The 16,246-nt window shown below is 52.7% G+C and carries 12 protein-coding genes; 7 read left to right on the top strand and 5 right to left on the bottom strand.

What is annotated here, in order from left to right:
• The first annotated feature begins 336 nt into the window (after window positions 1-336).
• Window positions 337-1,545, top strand: a complete 1,209-nt coding sequence (locus ABWP27_RS08455) for a cyclic di-GMP phosphodiesterase (protein ID WP_353155634.1) — start codon at window positions 337-339, stop codon at window positions 1,543-1,545.
• Between the two features lie 241 nt (window positions 1,546-1,786).
• On the opposite strand, the gene cfa is transcribed toward ABWP27_RS08455, so the two are convergent.
• The gene (cfa, locus tag ABWP27_RS08450) at window positions 1,787-2,950 is read right to left on the bottom strand and encodes a cyclopropane fatty acyl phospholipid synthase (RefSeq protein WP_353155633.1); all 1,164 of its coding nucleotides are present in this window, start codon (window positions 2,948-2,950) and stop codon (window positions 1,787-1,789) included.
• A gap of 203 nt (window positions 2,951-3,153) precedes the next feature.
• Between cfa and ABWP27_RS08445 the strand changes: the two genes are divergently transcribed.
• The 3 genes from ABWP27_RS08445 (at window position 3,154) to ABWP27_RS08435 (ending at window position 7,753) form a co-directional block, all read left to right on the top strand.
• Window positions 3,154-4,017: a LysR family transcriptional regulator gene (locus ABWP27_RS08445; protein ID WP_353155631.1), complete on the top strand. Its 864-nt coding sequence runs from the start codon at window positions 3,154-3,156 to the stop codon at window positions 4,015-4,017.
• Window positions 4,018-4,202: 185 nt separating this feature from the next.
• Window positions 4,203-5,864 (top strand): methyl-accepting chemotaxis protein, encoded by a 1,662-nt coding sequence (locus ABWP27_RS08440; RefSeq protein WP_353155630.1) that lies wholly within the window; start codon window positions 4,203-4,205, stop codon window positions 5,862-5,864.
• A gap of 389 nt (window positions 5,865-6,253) precedes the next feature.
• Complete coding sequence (locus ABWP27_RS08435) at window positions 6,254-7,753, top strand: DEAD/DEAH box helicase (RefSeq protein ID WP_353155629.1); 1,500 nt, start codon at window positions 6,254-6,256, stop codon at window positions 7,751-7,753.
• Between the two features lie 39 nt (window positions 7,754-7,792).
• On the opposite strand, the gene gluQRS is transcribed toward ABWP27_RS08435, so the two are convergent.
• Together gluQRS and ABWP27_RS08425 are read right to left on the bottom strand one after the other, a co-directional pair.
• Entirely contained in the window at window positions 7,793-8,683 is an 891-nt protein-coding gene (gene gluQRS / locus ABWP27_RS08430) for a tRNA glutamyl-Q(34) synthetase GluQRS (RefSeq protein ID WP_353155627.1), read from the bottom strand.
• A gap of 2 nt (window positions 8,684-8,685) precedes the next feature.
• Complete coding sequence (locus ABWP27_RS08425; protein ID WP_353155625.1) at window positions 8,686-9,603, bottom strand: LysR family transcriptional regulator; 918 nt, start codon at window positions 9,601-9,603, stop codon at window positions 8,686-8,688.
• A gap of 137 nt (window positions 9,604-9,740) precedes the next feature.
• Between ABWP27_RS08425 and ABWP27_RS08420 the strand changes: the two genes are divergently transcribed.
• Complete coding sequence (locus ABWP27_RS08420) at window positions 9,741-10,442, top strand: pirin family protein (protein WP_353155623.1); 702 nt, start codon at window positions 9,741-9,743, stop codon at window positions 10,440-10,442.
• 77 nt (window positions 10,443-10,519) lie between these two features.
• Here the strand turns inward: ABWP27_RS08420 and kdsA are convergent, their stop codons facing one another.
• Window positions 10,520-11,362, bottom strand: a complete 843-nt coding sequence (kdsA, locus tag ABWP27_RS08415; protein WP_353155621.1) for a 3-deoxy-8-phosphooctulonate synthase — start codon at window positions 11,360-11,362, stop codon at window positions 10,520-10,522.
• Window positions 11,363-11,392: 30 nt separating this feature from the next.
• Window positions 11,393-12,244: a sulfurtransferase gene (locus tag ABWP27_RS08410; protein ID WP_353155619.1), complete on the bottom strand. Its 852-nt coding sequence runs from the start codon at window positions 12,242-12,244 to the stop codon at window positions 11,393-11,395.
• 207 nt (window positions 12,245-12,451) lie between these two features.
• Here ABWP27_RS08410 and dnaE point away from each other — a divergent pair, with 207 nt between their 5' ends.
• Together dnaE and ABWP27_RS08400 are read left to right on the top strand one after the other, a co-directional pair.
• On the top strand, window positions 12,452-15,913 hold the full coding sequence (gene dnaE, locus ABWP27_RS08405) for a DNA polymerase III subunit alpha (RefSeq protein ID WP_353155617.1): 3,462 nt from the start codon (window positions 12,452-12,454) through the stop codon (window positions 15,911-15,913).
• Window positions 15,906-16,246 (top strand): hypothetical protein (locus ABWP27_RS08400; RefSeq protein ID WP_502905328.1); only part of this gene is annotated, 341 nt, incomplete at its 3' end. The genes dnaE and ABWP27_RS08400, both read left to right, overlap by 8 nt.

Genomic DNA, 16,246 nt, shown 5'->3' with positions numbered 1-16,246 from the left:
ACTCATAATCCGTTGGTGCCGTGTTCGACTCACGGGAGGCCCACCAGTAAAATCAAGGGGTTACGAGAAATCGTAGCCCCTTTGTCATTTCCGGACGTGACAGGATCAAGACCTTGTTGCGGCATATCGCATTTCATTCCTTCCCGAGCTTCAATTCTCCTGCTCAGGCATGCTTATTTTTACATTTTCATGCAAATGTTGATTCAGGGCATTTTTCTGATAAATCGGGTTAATATCGTCCCTTCGATGAAACTCTTGAAATAGACAAGCCTGCAACATCAATTAATCAGCCAGGTATCAATTGAATGACCGGACAACAATAACGCGAGCACGCATATGTTGAAACAAATCAATGTGGAACAGCTCCGTGTTGGCATGTTCATTCAAAAATTTTGCAGTACCTGGGATGAATCGCCGTTTTGGCGGACTTCATTATTGCTCGACAATCTCAAGGATTTGCACGCGATTCAAGTCAGTGATGTGGCCGAAGTGTGGATCGATACTTCCAAAGGACTGGATGTCGAGAAGCCTGTCGTTGAAAAAAACGAAGTTGAAGCAACTGCACAAAAAATAGTATCCCCTCCAGTGATAGAGCCGCGTCGTGCATCCTTCGATGATGAAATGGCACGCGCCAAGAAAATATGCGCCGATGGCAAGACTGCCGTTACCACCATGTTTCAGGAAGCCAGGATGGGCAATGCGCTGAACACGGCGCAGGCACACTCACTGGTAGAAGAAATTTCCTCTTCCGTCATGCGCAATCCCGATGCGCTCATCAGTCTCGCTCGACTCAAAAACAAGGATGACTACACTTACATGCATTCAGTTGCGGTGTGCGCACTGATGATTGCACTCGCCAGAAAAATGAAGCTGGATGACAGGCAAATCAGGGATGCGGGGCTGGCGGGATTGCTGCATGATGTGGGGAAAATGATGATTTCGCAGTCGATACTGGATAAGCCGGGCCAGTTGACCGACGAGGAGTTCGTCGCAGTCAAGGAGCATCCTGTCGAAGGACACAAAATTCTGTCAGTGTCGCCTGACGTTAGCGAAGCTGCGCTCGATGTATGTTTGCATCACCATGAACGCTTCGATGGCACAGGTTATCCGCATCGACTGGAAGGTGAAAACATCAGCCTGTTTGCGCGCATGGGTGCTGTCTGTGATGTGTACGATGCCATCACATCGAATCGCGCTTATAAGGCCGGTTGGGAGCCGTCAGAATCCTTGCGCCGCATGGCCGAATGGAAAGGCCATTTTGATCCGGTCGTTTTCCAGGCGTTTGTGAAATGCATAGGTATTTATCCTACCGGCGCATTGGTCAGGTTAAAGACCGGGCGCATAGGCGTAGTGGTAGAGCAATCCGAGCATTCTTTGCTCACTCCCAGGGTCAAAGTTTTCTTTTCCGTTAAATCAAATGCACACATTCCCCCCGAGCTCGTCGATCTGGCGAAGCTGGAGGGGTACGACAAAATCGTGGGTCTGGAAGATGCACAAAAACTAGGACTCAAGAACGTTCATGGAATGTGGGAAGGGGCGGCGTAGTTTGCAAAATGCCACACATTTTTTGCTGTGGTATCGAATTAGCCGGGTAATGCGTTTTTATACATTAGGTTGGTGCCGGCCTGCCGGAACAGTAGTCCGGAGTCATGACTACTGTTCTGCTGCAAGGGAAAAGGGCTTGCGTTTGTGGCGCAAGCCCTTTTCTTTGTGCACAGCCATTGTTCAATCTAATACATTGAATTGAACGCCCGTTTATAACGTCAGCTGCCTGACTCAAAAATCATCAAATCCGTTCGCGGTGATACCCGTCGGGTATCCCTTCCTTGGACAGCACCCATTGCCACAGTTGAATATCGCGTGCGCGGAAGGCGCCGGCGCAGGACAACAGGTAATAACGCCACATGCGGTAAAAGCGTGTGCCTAATTGATTTTCAAAATGCGGCCATGCCGCATCGAAATTCCTGAACCAGGCCATCAGCGTTTTGTCATAATCGGCGCCAAAGTTGTGCATGTCTTCAATGACAAACAAATTGTCTGCGGCATCCCCGATCTGGCCTGCCGATGGCAGATCGCCGTTGGGGAAAATATATTTATCTATCCATGGATCGGGTGCAGATTTGCGCATGTTCTTGCCTATGGTGTGCAGCAGAAACACACCGTTCTTTTTCAGGCATTGATGCGCGACTTTCATGTAGGTACGGTAATTTTTGCGGCCTACATGTTCAAACATGCCGATGCTGGCAATTGCATCGAATTCTTCATTCAGTTCACGGTAATCCTGCAGGCGGAATTCCAGCGGCAGATGCGCATAGCGTTGCTGCGCCCATGCAACCTGTTCCTTTGAAATACTCACGCCTACGCATTCCACGCCATAATTTTCAGCGGCGTAAGCCATGAAGCTGCCCCAGCCGCAACCGATGTCCAGTACGCGCATGCCGGGCTTGAGGCGCAGTTTGCGGCATACCATGTCCAGCTTGGCTTGCTGCGCCTGTTCCAGATTGGTGGCATTTTCCCAGTAGCCACAGGTATAGGTCATGCGTGAATCGAGCATCGCTGCGTAAAAGTCATTGCCCAGATCGTAGTGCACCTCGCCTACCTGTCTGGCGCGTTTCATGTCCTGCCGATTCAATAGTTTTGCGGACAGCGCATGTCCCAGCAGGCGTAGCGGTTGAATCTGATCTGTCAGTCTGGTGCCTAAAAGGCGCGCAAAGAATTCATCCAATTCTTCTGCATCCCATGCTCCATCCATATATGCTTCACCTAATCCCAAGTTGCCCTGGGAAAACGCGCGTTCCGGAACGCCGGGTGATTTAAGTTGCATGTCCCACGGACTGGAGCCATTGATCTCGATGGACGCCTTGCCAAGGAGCTCTACCGTTGCGCGATGCAGGCGAGAATTCTTGGGAGTGAACGGCGTAGTAGTCTGGGGTAAGAATTGAGCGGACATTCAAAAAACTCCTTTCGATTTGAGGACCAAAGGTTTGTTGTGTTAATACGCTTGTTTTTTTGTAATGCATGCGCCGAGCAGATTATTCGATCGCGCGGATCTCTTGGCGTTAAAATATGCACAGATTATGCATATTTATGGCGTCATGTAAAAATGAAATTTCCCATCATTTATTATCAGGAATGTTGCACTAAAGGTTAAACATGGATATTGAACTCGCCCGGACCTTTCTTTATATCGTACGCTCAGGCAGTTTTATTGCCGCCGCGACACGTCTTCATGTCACGCAAACCACCGTGACGGCAAGGGTGCAGAATCTTGAATCGCAACTGGGTTGTTCGTTGTTTGTACGCAATCGCGCTGGTGCGCGTTTAACCGACGATGGCGAACGTTTCGTCGGATATGCCAGCCAGTTAGTGCAAACTTGGGATGCGGCACGGCGTGATTTGCCTTTGCCTGATGGCTACGGCGATTCGCTTGCGCTGGGGAGCGAGGTGAGTTTATGCAATCCATTGATGCTGCAATGGGCAATGCAACTCAGGCGCGCCTTGCCTTCGCATGCTATCCGCGTGGAGGTTGGTGATGGGAGTGCCTTGCAGTCCAAACTGGAACGTGGTTTGCTGGATGCCGCACTGGTTTACCGGCCGGAATACTGGACCGGTATGCAGGTAGAGCAAATACTGGAAGAAAAATTGGTGCAGATTGCATCGACCAAAAAGCCTGATCCGTATGTGTATGTCGATTGGGGGCTGGATTTCAGAAAGCAGCACGACGCGGCCTTGCCGGACAAGGCAAAAAATGTCCTGTCTTTCAATCTGGGGCCGCTTGCCTTGCAATACATCTTGCAAGCGGGTGGCAGCGGCTATTTCCGCACGCGCGTCGTACGGCGCGCGCTGGCCATGGGGCTGGTGGAAAAAGTGAAAAGTGCACCTGAATTTTCATATCCGGTTTATCTGGTTTATTCGCGTGAAAAAGAATCCGAGGTGATGCAAAAAGCCTTTGAGCTTTTACGGGCGGTGGCGACGGAAGAAGTGGATTGGTCCGAGCATTGGGAGTTCACGCCGTGATGTCGGTAAGGCAACTATAGTTTGGGGAGTAGGCAGGAAGATCTAGTCATTCTGGATAATTGATTTTCAACAAAATTTGATCTAGCGCAATACGCGATTTTCCCAGTGGCAATATGGTATACGCATGTATCCATAACGGCAGCGGCAATAGAGTTGCTTTTTACACCACGAGCAGGGGATTTCAGATGCGCACCAATTTGCCGGTTACGAATGCCGAATTCATCTTGAGGGATGATATGTCTTTGGTATCCAAAACCGATACCAAGGGCCGGATTACCTATGTGAATCCGGCCTTTATCGAGGCTAGCGGTTTTACGGAAGAAGAGCTGCTTGGCAAACCGCATAATCTGATTCGCCATCCCGACATGCCCGAACAGGCATTTGCAGATATGTGGCAGACCTTGCAGCAGGGTTTGCCGTGGACGGGCATGGTCAAAAATCGACGTAAAAACGGCGATTTTTACTGGGTCAACGCGAATGTCACGCCGGTGCGGGAAGAGCAGAAAATTGTCGCTTACATGTCGGTACGCAGCAAACCGGGGCGAGCGCAGGTAGACGGCGCGGCAAAAATTTACGCACGCTTCAAGGCCGGCAAGGCCAAGGGTTTGATGGTCAAGCGTGGCGAAGTCGTGGCGGCGGGCTTGCTCGGCAAGCTGGCCTCGTTGAAAAATATCGGCTTGGGTACACGCGTAGGCATCGGCATGAGCGTGCTTATTGCGCTGATCCTGACGCTGGGGGTTGCTGCTACTACGGCTGTTGAAAATGCCGCCTGGTCGTATTGGTATGGGGCGGCAACGATAGTCGGTGTCGGTATTGCCATTCTGTCCTGGGCCGGATTGTATTTCTCCATCATGCGGCCGTTGAACAGGCTGATTGGCAAGACACGTGTGATTGCCGGCGGTGATTTTACGGCGAATTTTGATGTCGATCGTCATGACGATATGGGGCAATTGCAACAGGCTCTGCAGCAGATGAATGTGAATTTGCGCTCTGTGATGGGCGATATCCGTCAGAACGTCGATTCGATCACGATTGCAACGCACGAAATTGCCGAAGGCAATATGGACTTGTCGCGACGCACTGAAGCGCAGGCTTCCAGTCTGGAAGAAACCGCATCCAGCATGCAGCAATTCGCTTCTACCGTTAGGCAGAATGCAGACAATGCGCAGCAGGCGAATCGTCTGGTGTTGTCTGCATCCGAAGTGGCCGGAAAAGGTGGTGCGGTGGTGGAAAAAGTGGGGGCGACGATGAATGAAATCAGTGCCTCTGCCAAACGGATTGTCGATATCATCAGCCTGATCGACGGCATTGCGTTTCAGACGAATATTCTGGCATTGAATGCTGCGGTGGAAGCGGCGCGTGCGGGCGAGCAAGGCAAGGGTTTTGCGGTAGTGGCGGGAGAAGTGCGTAGCCTGGCGCAACGCTCTGCCAACGCAGCCAGGGAAATCAAGCACCTGATCGATGACTCGGTGGACAAGGTGGGCGTGGGCAATCGTCTGGTTGGCGATGCGATGGCAACCATGGAAAATATCGTCGATTCAGTGAAAAGTGTGACCGACATCATGAATGAAATCACGCAGGCGAGCCGCGAGCAAAGTGACGGGATCGAGCAGGTCAATCTGGCCATTTCGCACATGGACCAGGTGACGCAGCAAAATGCTGCACTGGTTGAGGAGGCAGCGGCTGCCGCTGCGAGTCTGGAAGAGCAGACCGAGCATTTATCGCAATCGATTTCAATTTTTAAAACCACCAGTGGTACACACATGGTGCCGGGTGTGGTGCGCAAGCAGCCCGGTTCATCCGCACAACTGGCCATAGGGCATAGAACAATCGCATCGATGTCCTGATGTGTTGATGAGGGCATGCGCTGCGGTGTTGTCATTCTGTAGCGCATGCGTGTAAATCACGTCCATCACATCTTTGACACTGCCCGATTGCCTGCTGGTACCCTGCAGCATCATTCATCCAGCCAGCCTTGCCATTTTTTTACTACAACCCATTGATAAATCACGTGTTTCTGCCTTACGGCGTATAATGCATCTGGTTTTGTCAAGGCAGTGATGGTAGTCGAGAAGGTCCGGAATTTCTACAGCGCTTCGCGCCCGCTCATTGCAGCCTTGTTTCATCAAGTAATCATTCAATTATCGAAAGAGTCAGGTCTTTTCCGGATTCGTCACGGATGTGCATTATTTGCATGTCCTAATCGCATTAACGTCCCAGGAACCTGCTGCATACAATGTCTGACAATCAGTCTGCTTTGCCTACCGAAGCGCCCATCGCGATATCTGATGCTGCGCCTGCCATTCGCTTTCAGGATTTCGGCCTTGCGCCGGAAATTCTCAAGGCGCTGAACGATCAGGGTTATGTCCATCCGACGCCTATCCAGGCTGAGGCGATTCCGGTTGTGCTCAAAGGCATAGACGTCATGGGCGCCGCGCAAACCGGCACCGGTAAAACGGCGGGTTTCTCGCTGCCTATCATCCAGTTGCTGATGGCGCATGCCAATTCCAGCGCTTCGCCGGCACGTCACCCAGTGCGCGCATTGATCCTGACGCCGACGCGTGAGCTGGCCGATCAGGTTGCCGCCAACGTCAAAGCCTATTCGCGTCACACGCCTTTGCGTTCTCTTGTTGTTTTCGGCGGTATGGACATGGCGCCGCAAACCGCTGCCTTGCGCGGCGGGGTGGAAATCGTCATTGCAACACCGGGTCGTCTGCTCGATCACGTACAGCAAAAATCCATCAATCTGTCGCAAACGCAAATCCTGGTCATGGATGAAGCGGATCGCATGCTGGACATGGGCTTCCTGCCCGATCTGCAGCGCATCATCAACCTGTTGCCCAAGCAGCGGCAGAATCTGATGTTCTCGGCGACCTTCTCGCCGGAGATCAAGAAACTCGCGGCAACTTTCCTGAAAGATCCGGTCACGATCGAAGTTGCACGCAGTAATGCGACGGCCGAGAACGTCACGCAGATCATTTACAAAGTGGAAGAAGAAGCCAAGCGCGATGCGGTGTCCTTCATCATCCGCGAACGTGGCCTGAAGCAGGTCATCGTTTTCTCGAATACAAAAATCGGCGCATCGCGCCTGGCACGCCAGCTGGAAAACGAAGGCGTCAAGGCGTCCGCAATTCACGGCGACAAATCGCAATCTGAACGCATGCAGGCGCTGGAACAATTCAAAAACGGCACGATAGAAGTGCTGGTGGCAACCGACGTCGCCGCACGCGGCCTTGATATTGCCGAACTGCCTTGTGTGATCAACTTCGACTTGCCGTACAACGCAGAAGATTATGTACATCGTATCGGCCGTACCGGCCGTGCAGGTGCATCGGGCGATGCGATTTCGCTGTTTTCGGACAAGGACGCACGCTTGCTGGTCGACATAGAGAAGATGATCAAGCACAAATTTGTGCCAGCCGAGTTGATCGGCTTCAAACCTTCATCCGGACGCACCACTGAACGCAGCCATGATCGCCGTGCACACGAACGCAGTCCGCGCAAAGATGAATCTCGTCCGTCGCGCGCACCGGAACACAGTGTCGGTGCAGCATCGAATGGCAGTCGCAGTGCGTATGCCGCCGCACCACGCAAGGAAAAAATCGACCCGTTCTTTACCAAGCCGTATGAGCCTGCGCCATCAACCGTCAGTGATAACAAGCTGGCGGATCAGGTGCCAGCCAAACCGCAGAGGCACAAAGTGGCGGCTTTGCTGGGCGGCGCGCCCAAGCGTTAAGTTCCAGCACAATAAAAAAGGACGCCCAGGCGTCCTTTTTTATTGTGCGCCGAAGCGATGCGCCCATTCGGTAATGGCGCTTTGCCAGAATGATTCAACTGAATCTGCACGACGTATCTGCAGTTCCAGAAAGCGTGCGGCACACAGCAATTCATCCAATGGGTGCGCCAGATCGAGGGCTTGAGCGCCGGTTTGTTTTGACAGCTTTTCTCCCACTTCATTGAGGACGACCGGCACGTGCATATAAGAGGGTGTCGGTAATCCGAGTATGTGCTGCAGGTAGATTTGCCGTCCGGTCGATTCCAGCAAGTCGGTGCCGCGCACCACGTGTGTGACACCCTGATCCGCGTCGTCCACCACCACTGCCAGTTGATACGCCCAGTATCCATCAGCACGTTTTAAAACGAAGTCGCCGACTTCAGTTGCCAGATGCTGTATCAGTGTGCCGAGCCAGCGGTCGTTGAAAATAATCGTCTCATCTGTCTGTCCGGTATCGGGTACGCGCAAGCGCAAGGTGCGCGCTGCTTTACCAACACCTAATCCATTGCGGCAGGTGCCGGGATAAATCGCGGCGCCATCGGCTGCGATACCGAGCCGCGAATCGGCGATTTCCTTGCGCGTGCAACCGCATGGATAGGCGTGTTCGGCCAGCTTATCGAATGCTGCCTGATACACATCCTTGCGCTGGCTTTGCACCAGCACTTCGCCATCGTGCTGCATGCCGAAAATTGCCAGTGCCTGCATGATCGCTTCGGTCGCGCCGGGAACAGTACGTGTTTCGTCTATGTCTTCTATGCGCAGCAGCCACAGTCCCTGATGTGCCTTGGCATCCAGGTAGCTGGCCATTGCGGCGACCAGCGAACCGGCATGCAGGGGGCCGCTGGGTGAAGGGGCAAAACGCCCTATGTAAGAGTTGGCTGGATTGCGCATATTCATTTACTCAGCAACATGTCTTGTACTGCGGGATCGGCCAGTTTGGCCAGAAACCATTTCAGGCATTTGCCGCGTCCATCGGTACGCCATGCATATTGCAGTGTGCCGTTGGGTTTGTTTTCGCTGGTCTGCCTCTCGATCAAGGCGCCGCTATCGAGATAGGATTGTGCCCATTTACGCGGCAGGTGGCCGCAGCCGAGACCGGCAACTTGCGCCGCCAGTTTGTCGCACACGGTGGGCACGGTGAGTGTCGATTGTCCTGTCAGCAAACCAGATGTAATGCTGGGCAGCATGCGACCGCTATCGCCGGTGACGATTGCTCGGTACTGTTGCACGATGCTGGCGGGTAGCGGCTCATCCAATTTTGCGAGCGGATGATGAGGTGCGACGGCGAATACCCAATCTACCTCACCTAGCGGTTTGACACGAAAGCCGCCCGAGCCGCGCACCAGATCCGGACCATCGTAAGCTACACCAATCGCAAGATCAGCTTCGCCATTGATGAGTTTTTCCCAGGTGCCGGATAGCACTTCTGTGGAAAAGCGCAATTGTGTGCCTGAGCTTTGCAAATCGCATTCATGGATCAGCGGAATCAATTTTTCAAATGGAATGAGCGCGTCCAGCACGATGCGCAATTCGACTTCCCAGCCACTTGCTGTGCGTTTGACGCGCTGCTCCAGTTCATCGGCGGCGCGCAACAGATGACGACCTTCGGTCAGTAATTCCTGTCCGGCTGCGGTCAGTTTGGCACGATGACCGCGTCTATCGAATAGCAGAACATCGAGGTCTTCTTCCAGTTTGCGTACGCTATAGGTCAGCGCAGACGGCACGCGATCGAGCGCCACTGCGGCTGCGCCAAAGCTGCCTTTGCGGTCGATTGTGTCGAGGATGCGAATTGCTTCCAGTGTCAAATTCATGGGTGAAATCCAATATTCAAATTATTTGAATAACTTGTACGCAATTATGCCCTTATTCGACGGGTTTTGATCATCTATAGTGGTAACCATAGATTGATGCTTAGTCATACAATAAAACTCACTGAAAGGAAGACATCATGCTTGAAATTCGCAAAAGTGAAGATCGCGGTCACGCCAATCACGGCTGGCTGGACTCGTACCACAGCTTCTCGTTCGCCGAATACTATGACGAACAGCATATGGGCTTTGGCCCCTTGCGCGTGATCAACGAAGATCGTGTTCATGCCGGCGGTGGTTTCGGCACCCACGGCCATCGCGACATGGAAATCATCAGCTATGTGCTGGATGGCGAGCTGGCGCATAAAGACAGCATGGGTACCGGCAGCGTGATTCGCCCTGGTGACGTGCAAAGAATGAGTGCCGGTAGCGGTGTACGCCATTCGGAATTCAATCACGCGAAAGATCAGACTACGCATTTTCTGCAAATCTGGATCCAGCCTAATGTGACTGGCATTCCACCTAGCTATGAAGAGAAAAATTTCTCGGCAGAAGACAAACGCGGTCGCTTGCGTTTGATTGCTAGCTCCGATGGTGAAGACGGTTCCGTGTTGATTCATCAGGATGCAAAGCTGTATGCAGGTTTGTTTGATGGTGCTGAAACGGCATCGCTGGCTATTGCTGCTGGGCGTCTTGCGTATATTCACGTTGCACGTGGCGCGGTAACCGTGAATGGCGTTGAGCTGAAAACTGGTGATGCGTTGAAATTGTCGGATGTGTCGACTGTCGATATCACTGATGGTCAGCAGGCAGAAGTGTTGGTGTTTGATCTCGTCCGATAAGTCGTGGATCAGCACAAGAAAAAAGCGCGGCATCTAAAAGATGCCGCGCTTTTTATTTGACTAAAATCAGTTGGAATTTACGCTTCGATATCCAATGGTGCGAACGATTTCACCAAATCATCCAACTGCTTCAATTGCCCCAAAAACGGCTCCAGCTTCGCCAGGGGCAAAGCACTAGGTCCATCGCATTTTGCCAGTTTTGGATCAGGATGCGCTTCCAGGAATAAACCTGCCAAGCCAACGCCCATGCCAGCGCGCGCCAGATCCAGCACTTGTTCGCGGCGACCGCCCGATGCAGCGCCGCCCGGATCGCGTTGCTGCAATGCGTGCGTGACATCGAAAATGACGGGCAGATTGTTGCAGGTCTTTTTCATGACGCCAAAGCCCAGCATGTCGACCACCAGATTGTCGTAACCAAAGTTGCTGCCGCGATCACACAGGATCAACTGCTCGTTACCGGCTTCGCGAAATTTTTCGACGATGTTGCCCATTTGTGATGGGCTGAGGAACTGCGGCTTCTTGATGTTGATGACGCGGCCGGTCTTGGCCAATGCAACAACCAGATCGGTCTGACGTGCGAGGAAGGCGGGCAACTGCAACACGTCAACCACTTCTGCGACAGGTGCTGCCTGATACGGTTCGTGCACATCGGTAATGACGGGTACGCCGAACGTTTTCTTCACGTCTTCAAAAATGCGCAAGCCTTCGTCCAGGCCTGGGCCGCGATAAGAGTGGATCGATGAGCGATTGGCCTTGTCGAACGATGCTTTGAAAACGTAGGGAATGCCGAGTTTTTGCGTGACGCGCACATATTCTTCGCAAGACTTCATCGCGAGATCGCGTGATTCGAGCACGTTGATGCCGCCGAACAGGACGAAGGGCAGTGCGTTATCGACCTGGATGTCACCGATTTTGATCATGATTAATTGTCTCGTTAGATGGAAGGCGATTTAATGTGATGCAGCTTGCGTGATGCAATGCGGGCAGGATACGCCTTCAATGAATTCCGGTGCCAGTTGTTCGCGTGGCGATACGGTTGCATTGCACGCGGCGCACGTCGTTGCCAACGTTGGTTCCAGACGTGGATTGAGTGCAGTACGATGATCGAACACGAAGCAGTCGCCGGTGTAATGATCGCCGCCAACTTCTTCAAAGTATTTCAAAATGCCGCCATCGAGCTGGTACACGCTGTCGTAGCCGACATTTTTCATATAGATCGCGGCTTTCTCGCAACGTATGCCGCCGGTGCAGAACGTGACAACAGTCTTGTCGTTCAATGCATCCTTGTTTTTGGCAACGATGTCAGGGAATTCGCTGAATTTTTCTATGCGGTAATCGATGGTGTCGTCGAAGGTGCCGACATCGACTTCAAACGCATTGCGCGTATCCATCATGACGACCGGTTTGCCGTTGTCGTCATGACCCTGATCCAGCCAGCGCTTGAGCGTGGCCGCGTCGACTGATGGTGCGCGACCTTCTTCCGGCTTGATCAGCGGATGCTTCATCGTAATGATTTCGCGCTTTAGCTTGACCAGCATGTATTTGAAGGGCTGATCGTCGGAATAGCTTTCTTTCACTTCCAGATCGATAAAGCGCGTATCGGCACGTACCCATTCGAGAAAACTGTCGATATCCGCGCGTGTTCCAGCCAGAAAGAGGTTAATGCCTTCCGGGCTGAGTAGAACGGTGCCTTTTAACGACAGTTGCTTGCACTTGGCGATAAATTCAGGACGCTTCTCGACGGTGTCGTCAAAGCTGATGAATTTATAGGCGGCGATATTAACGAATGATGTGGATTGCATGCTTGTTTCTTGATGTGATTGCTCTTGTAAAGAGGACAATGTTCTACTGCTCATGGCTAGCTTTTCGCTGCTGGACCGGGCGATATATCGGACGATTTGTCGCCAGAAGCCGGATGCTGCAAGGCATGAACAAGCCGACATTATAAACTTCGCATTCAGGAATGCTGAAATGTCTGTTGCAAGGGGTGGTCGCGGTAGAATACCGCCATGATTTCTCCGCAATTTATTCACCTACGCCTGCATTCCGAATATTCCATCGTCGACGGGCTGGTCCGCATTGATGATGTGATCCAGGCGGCTGCCGATGACGCGCAGCCTTCGCTCGCCATTACTGATCTTGCCAACTTGTTTGGCATGGTCAAATTCTATAAAGAAGCACGCTCCAAAGGCATCAAGCCCATCGTCGGCTGCGATGTCTGGATCAGCAACGATAATGACAAAGACAAGCCATCGCGCCTGTTGTTGCTGGTCAAGAACAAGACCGGTTATCTGCAATTGTGCGAACTGCTTTCCAAAGCATGGTTGACCAACCTGCATCGCGGCCGCGCCGAAATTCGTCCGGAATGGCTGGAGCAGCTGGCCGCAGAAGGCGGGCCGAATGGCTTGATCGTTTTATCGGGTGCGCATTTTGGCGATGTCGGTATGGCCATCGATAACGGTAATCTGGCCGGTGCCGAGCGCAATGCAAGGCGCTGGGCAGAAATGTTTCCCGGTCATTTTTATATTGAAGTGCAGCGCGCTGATCAGCCGAATATGGATGCGCATGTGCGCCAGGCTTCAGTGCTCGCGGCCAAATTGAATTTGCCTTTGGTGGCGACGCATCCGGTGCAGTTTCTGGATCAAAACGAATTTACTGCGCATGAAGCGCGCACTTGTATCTCGGAAGGTGAAATTCTTGCGAACCCGCGTCGCATCAAGCGCTTCAATGAGCGTCAGCGTTTTACGACGCAGGCAGAAATGGCGGAGCTGTTCGCCGATATGCCAAACGCATTGCAAAACTCGATAGAAATTGCCAAGCGCTGCAATCTGGTGCTGGAATTGGGCAAGCCGAAGCTGCCGAACTTCCCGACACCGGACGGTTCTTCCATCGATGAGTTTCTGGTCAAGGAAGCGCAGCGTGGTCTGGATGCTCGGCTGGAGCATTTATATCCCGATCCTGAGCAGCGCGAAAAAAATCGCGAACGTTATCAGGCGCGTCTGAAGTTTGAAACCGACACCATCATCCACATGGGCTTCCCCGGTTACTTCCTGATCGTGGCGGACTTTATCAAGTGGGCAAAAAATAATGGCGTACCGGTCGGACCGGGTCGCGGTTCCGGTGCCGGTTCGCTGGTCGCTTATTCCTTGTTGATTACCGATCTGGATCCGCTGCAATACAACCTGCTGTTCGAGCGCTTTCTGAATCCTGAACGGGTTTCGATGCCCGATTTCGATATCGATTTTTGCCAGGAAGGGCGCGATCGCGTCATTCAATACGTGAAAGATCAATACGGCAAGGATGCGGTGTCGCAGATTGCCACCTTCGGTACGATGGCGGCCAAAGGTGCGGTGCGCGACGTTGGGCGTGTGCTGGATTTCGGCTACAACTTCTGTGACGGCATTTCCAAACTGATTCCATTCAAGCCGGGCAAATTGGTCACGATTGCTGATGCAATCAAGGAAGAACCGCTACTGGCCGAGCGTCTGGAAAACGAAGAAGAAGTAAAACAGTTGCTGGAGCTGGCGCAACAGGTTGAAGGCATCGCACGTAATATCGGTATGCATGCGGGTGGCGTATTGATCGCGCCGGGTAAGCTGACCGATTTCTGCCCTTTGTATACGCAGGGCGGCGACGCTGGCGTGGTGTCGCAATATGACAAGGACGACGTCGAAGCCGTCGGCCTGGTGAAGTTCGACTTTTTGGGTTTGACCACGCTGACGATCCTGGATCGTGCGGTACGTTATATCAAGGATCTCGATCCGGCGATGGCGGACTTTTCTTTAGAGAAGTTGCCACTGAATGACAGACCGTCGTATGAACTGCTGACCAAGGCGAAAACCGTCGCCGTGTTCCAGCTGGAAAGCCGCGGCATGCAGGGCATGCTGAAGGATGCGCGTCCTGATCGCTTCGAAGACATTATTGCGCTGGTCGCCTTGTACCGTCCGGGTCCTATGGATCTGATTCCAGATTTTTGCCGACGCAAACATGGCGAGCGTTTCGAATATCCCGATCCTCGTACCGAAGCCATTTTGTCTGAAACCTACGGCATCATGGTGTATCAGGAACAGGTTATGCAGATGGCGCAGGTCATCGGCGGTTACTCGCTCGGCGGCGCGGATCTGTTGCGTCGTGCGATGGGCAAAAAGAAAGCTGAAGAAATGGCGCAGCATCGCGAGCTGTTCCGCGCCGGTGCTGCGAAGAACGATCTGTCGGCAGAAAAGGCTGACGAGATTTTCGATTTGATGGAAAAGTTTGCCGGCTACGGTTTCAATAAATCGCACGCCGCTGCTTACGCCTTGCTGTCGTATCACACTGCTTACTTAAAGGCGCATCATCCTGCCGCGTTCATGGCAGCTAACTTGTCGCTGGCAATGGACGACACCGACAAGATCAAGATTCTGGTCGAAGATGCGCTTGATGTATGTGGTTTGACCTTGCTGCCGCCGGATATCAATCAATCGGATTATCGTTTTACGCCGGTTGGTGTACCGGGCAAGAAAGCAATGCAGATTCGTTATGGCCTGGGCGCAGTCAAAGGCTCGGGCAAGGGCGCGATCGATGCGATCGTCAATGCGCGTCAGGACAAACCATTTACCGACCTGTTTGATTTCTGCAAACGCGTCGATAAGCGCCAGATCAATCGCCGCACAATTGATTCGCTGATTCGCGCTGGTGCTTTCGATTGCTTCAACATCGATCGCGCAATTTTGCTGGCCTCGGTCGGTTTCGCGATGGAATGCGCGGAACAGGCCGAGGCATCCGCCAATCAGGTCAGCCTGTTCGGTGGCGACGACAGCGATCTGGAAACTCCGCCGGAATACGTCAAGGTATCGCCGTGGAGCGATAAACAAAAGTTGACGGAAGAAAAAGCTGCATTGGGTTTTTACCTGTCCGGACATTTGTTCAATGCGTACGCGGAAGAAGCACGTCGTTTTGCACGTACCAGTCTGAGCAAGCTGGAGCCATCACGCGAACCGCGTACCATCGCCGGTGTGATTTCCGGCGTGCGTACACAGATGACGCAACGCGGTCGCATGATCATCGTCACGCTGGACGACGGTAGCGCGACAGTCGATGTGACCGTGTACAACGAAGTGTTCGATGCGAATCGCAATCTGTTCAAGGAAGATGAATTTCTCGCGGTGTCGGGCAAGATTTCGGAAGACCGTTTCTCCGGCGGATTGCGGATCACGGCCGAGAAGGTCATGGATATTGCAGCGGTACGGATTCAATACGCCAAGGGTATCTATTTATCGCTGCAGGCATCGGCCGACGTCAATACGCTGATGGCGACTTTGCAGGCGGCTGCGCGTGCGGACGGCAGCCCGGTTGTGATTCAGTATCAAAATCCGAAAGGCGTATCGGAACTGCGTTTTGCGGAGCAATGGCGCATCAATCCGGATGACAACACAAAACAAAAACTAATCGATTTATATTCGGAAAAAAATGTACAGATTGCCTATGACTGATCGCATGAATTTGTTCAATACAAACGAAACGAAAGCGCAATTCATTCTCTCGCTATTGCCTATTACCCTGTTTTTCCCAATCGGGATTGGTTATACCGGTATCGTGCTGTTCCTTGTGGCTCTGCTGCTGGGTGGGCATTATCGCGATAGATGGCAGGCGGTCAAGGATAGTCCGATGTTCATTCCGGTCATGGCTTTGCTGGCAGTGACTTGCGGCGCCGGTTTGTTGCTGGAACGCCCGGAAGGATTCTGGAAGGCCTTCATGCATTACCAGATTTATCTGGTGCTATTGGTGTTCATCAGTGTGGGGGGCGGTCGCTGGCAACAGCGTGC

Source organism: Herminiimonas fonticola, assembly GCF_040395855.1.
Classification (GTDB): Bacteria; Pseudomonadota; Gammaproteobacteria; order Burkholderiales; family Burkholderiaceae_D; genus Oxalicibacterium; species Oxalicibacterium fonticola_A.
This window is presented reverse-complemented; position numbering and strand designations above follow the sequence as displayed.

Excerpts from the sequence above, each read along its gene's own strand:
- dnaE (WP_353155617.1), top strand. The coding sequence starts at position 12,452 with ATGATTTCTCCGCAATTTATTCACCTACGCCTGCATTCCGAATATTCC.
- kdsA (WP_353155621.1), bottom strand. The coding sequence starts at position 11,362 with ATGATCAAAATCGGTGACATCCAGGTCGATAACGCACTGCCCTTCGTC.
- ABWP27_RS08410 (WP_353155619.1), bottom strand. The coding sequence starts at position 12,244 with ATGCAATCCACATCATTCGTTAATATCGCCGCCTATAAATTCATCAGC.
- cfa (WP_353155633.1), bottom strand. The coding sequence starts at position 2,950 with ATGTCCGCTCAATTCTTACCCCAGACTACTACGCCGTTCACTCCCAAG.
- ABWP27_RS08425 (WP_353155625.1), bottom strand. The coding sequence starts at position 9,603 with ATGAATTTGACACTGGAAGCAATTCGCATCCTCGACACAATCGACCGC.
- ABWP27_RS08455 (WP_353155634.1), top strand. The coding sequence starts at position 337 with ATGTTGAAACAAATCAATGTGGAACAGCTCCGTGTTGGCATGTTCATT.
- gluQRS (WP_353155627.1), bottom strand. The coding sequence starts at position 8,683 with ATGCGCAATCCAGCCAACTCTTACATAGGGCGTTTTGCCCCTTCACCC.
- ABWP27_RS08435 (WP_353155629.1), top strand. The coding sequence starts at position 6,254 with ATGTCTGACAATCAGTCTGCTTTGCCTACCGAAGCGCCCATCGCGATA.
- ABWP27_RS08440 (WP_353155630.1), top strand. The coding sequence starts at position 4,203 with ATGCGCACCAATTTGCCGGTTACGAATGCCGAATTCATCTTGAGGGAT.
- ABWP27_RS08445 (WP_353155631.1), top strand. The coding sequence starts at position 3,154 with ATGGATATTGAACTCGCCCGGACCTTTCTTTATATCGTACGCTCAGGC.
- ABWP27_RS08420 (WP_353155623.1), top strand. The coding sequence starts at position 9,741 with ATGCTTGAAATTCGCAAAAGTGAAGATCGCGGTCACGCCAATCACGGC.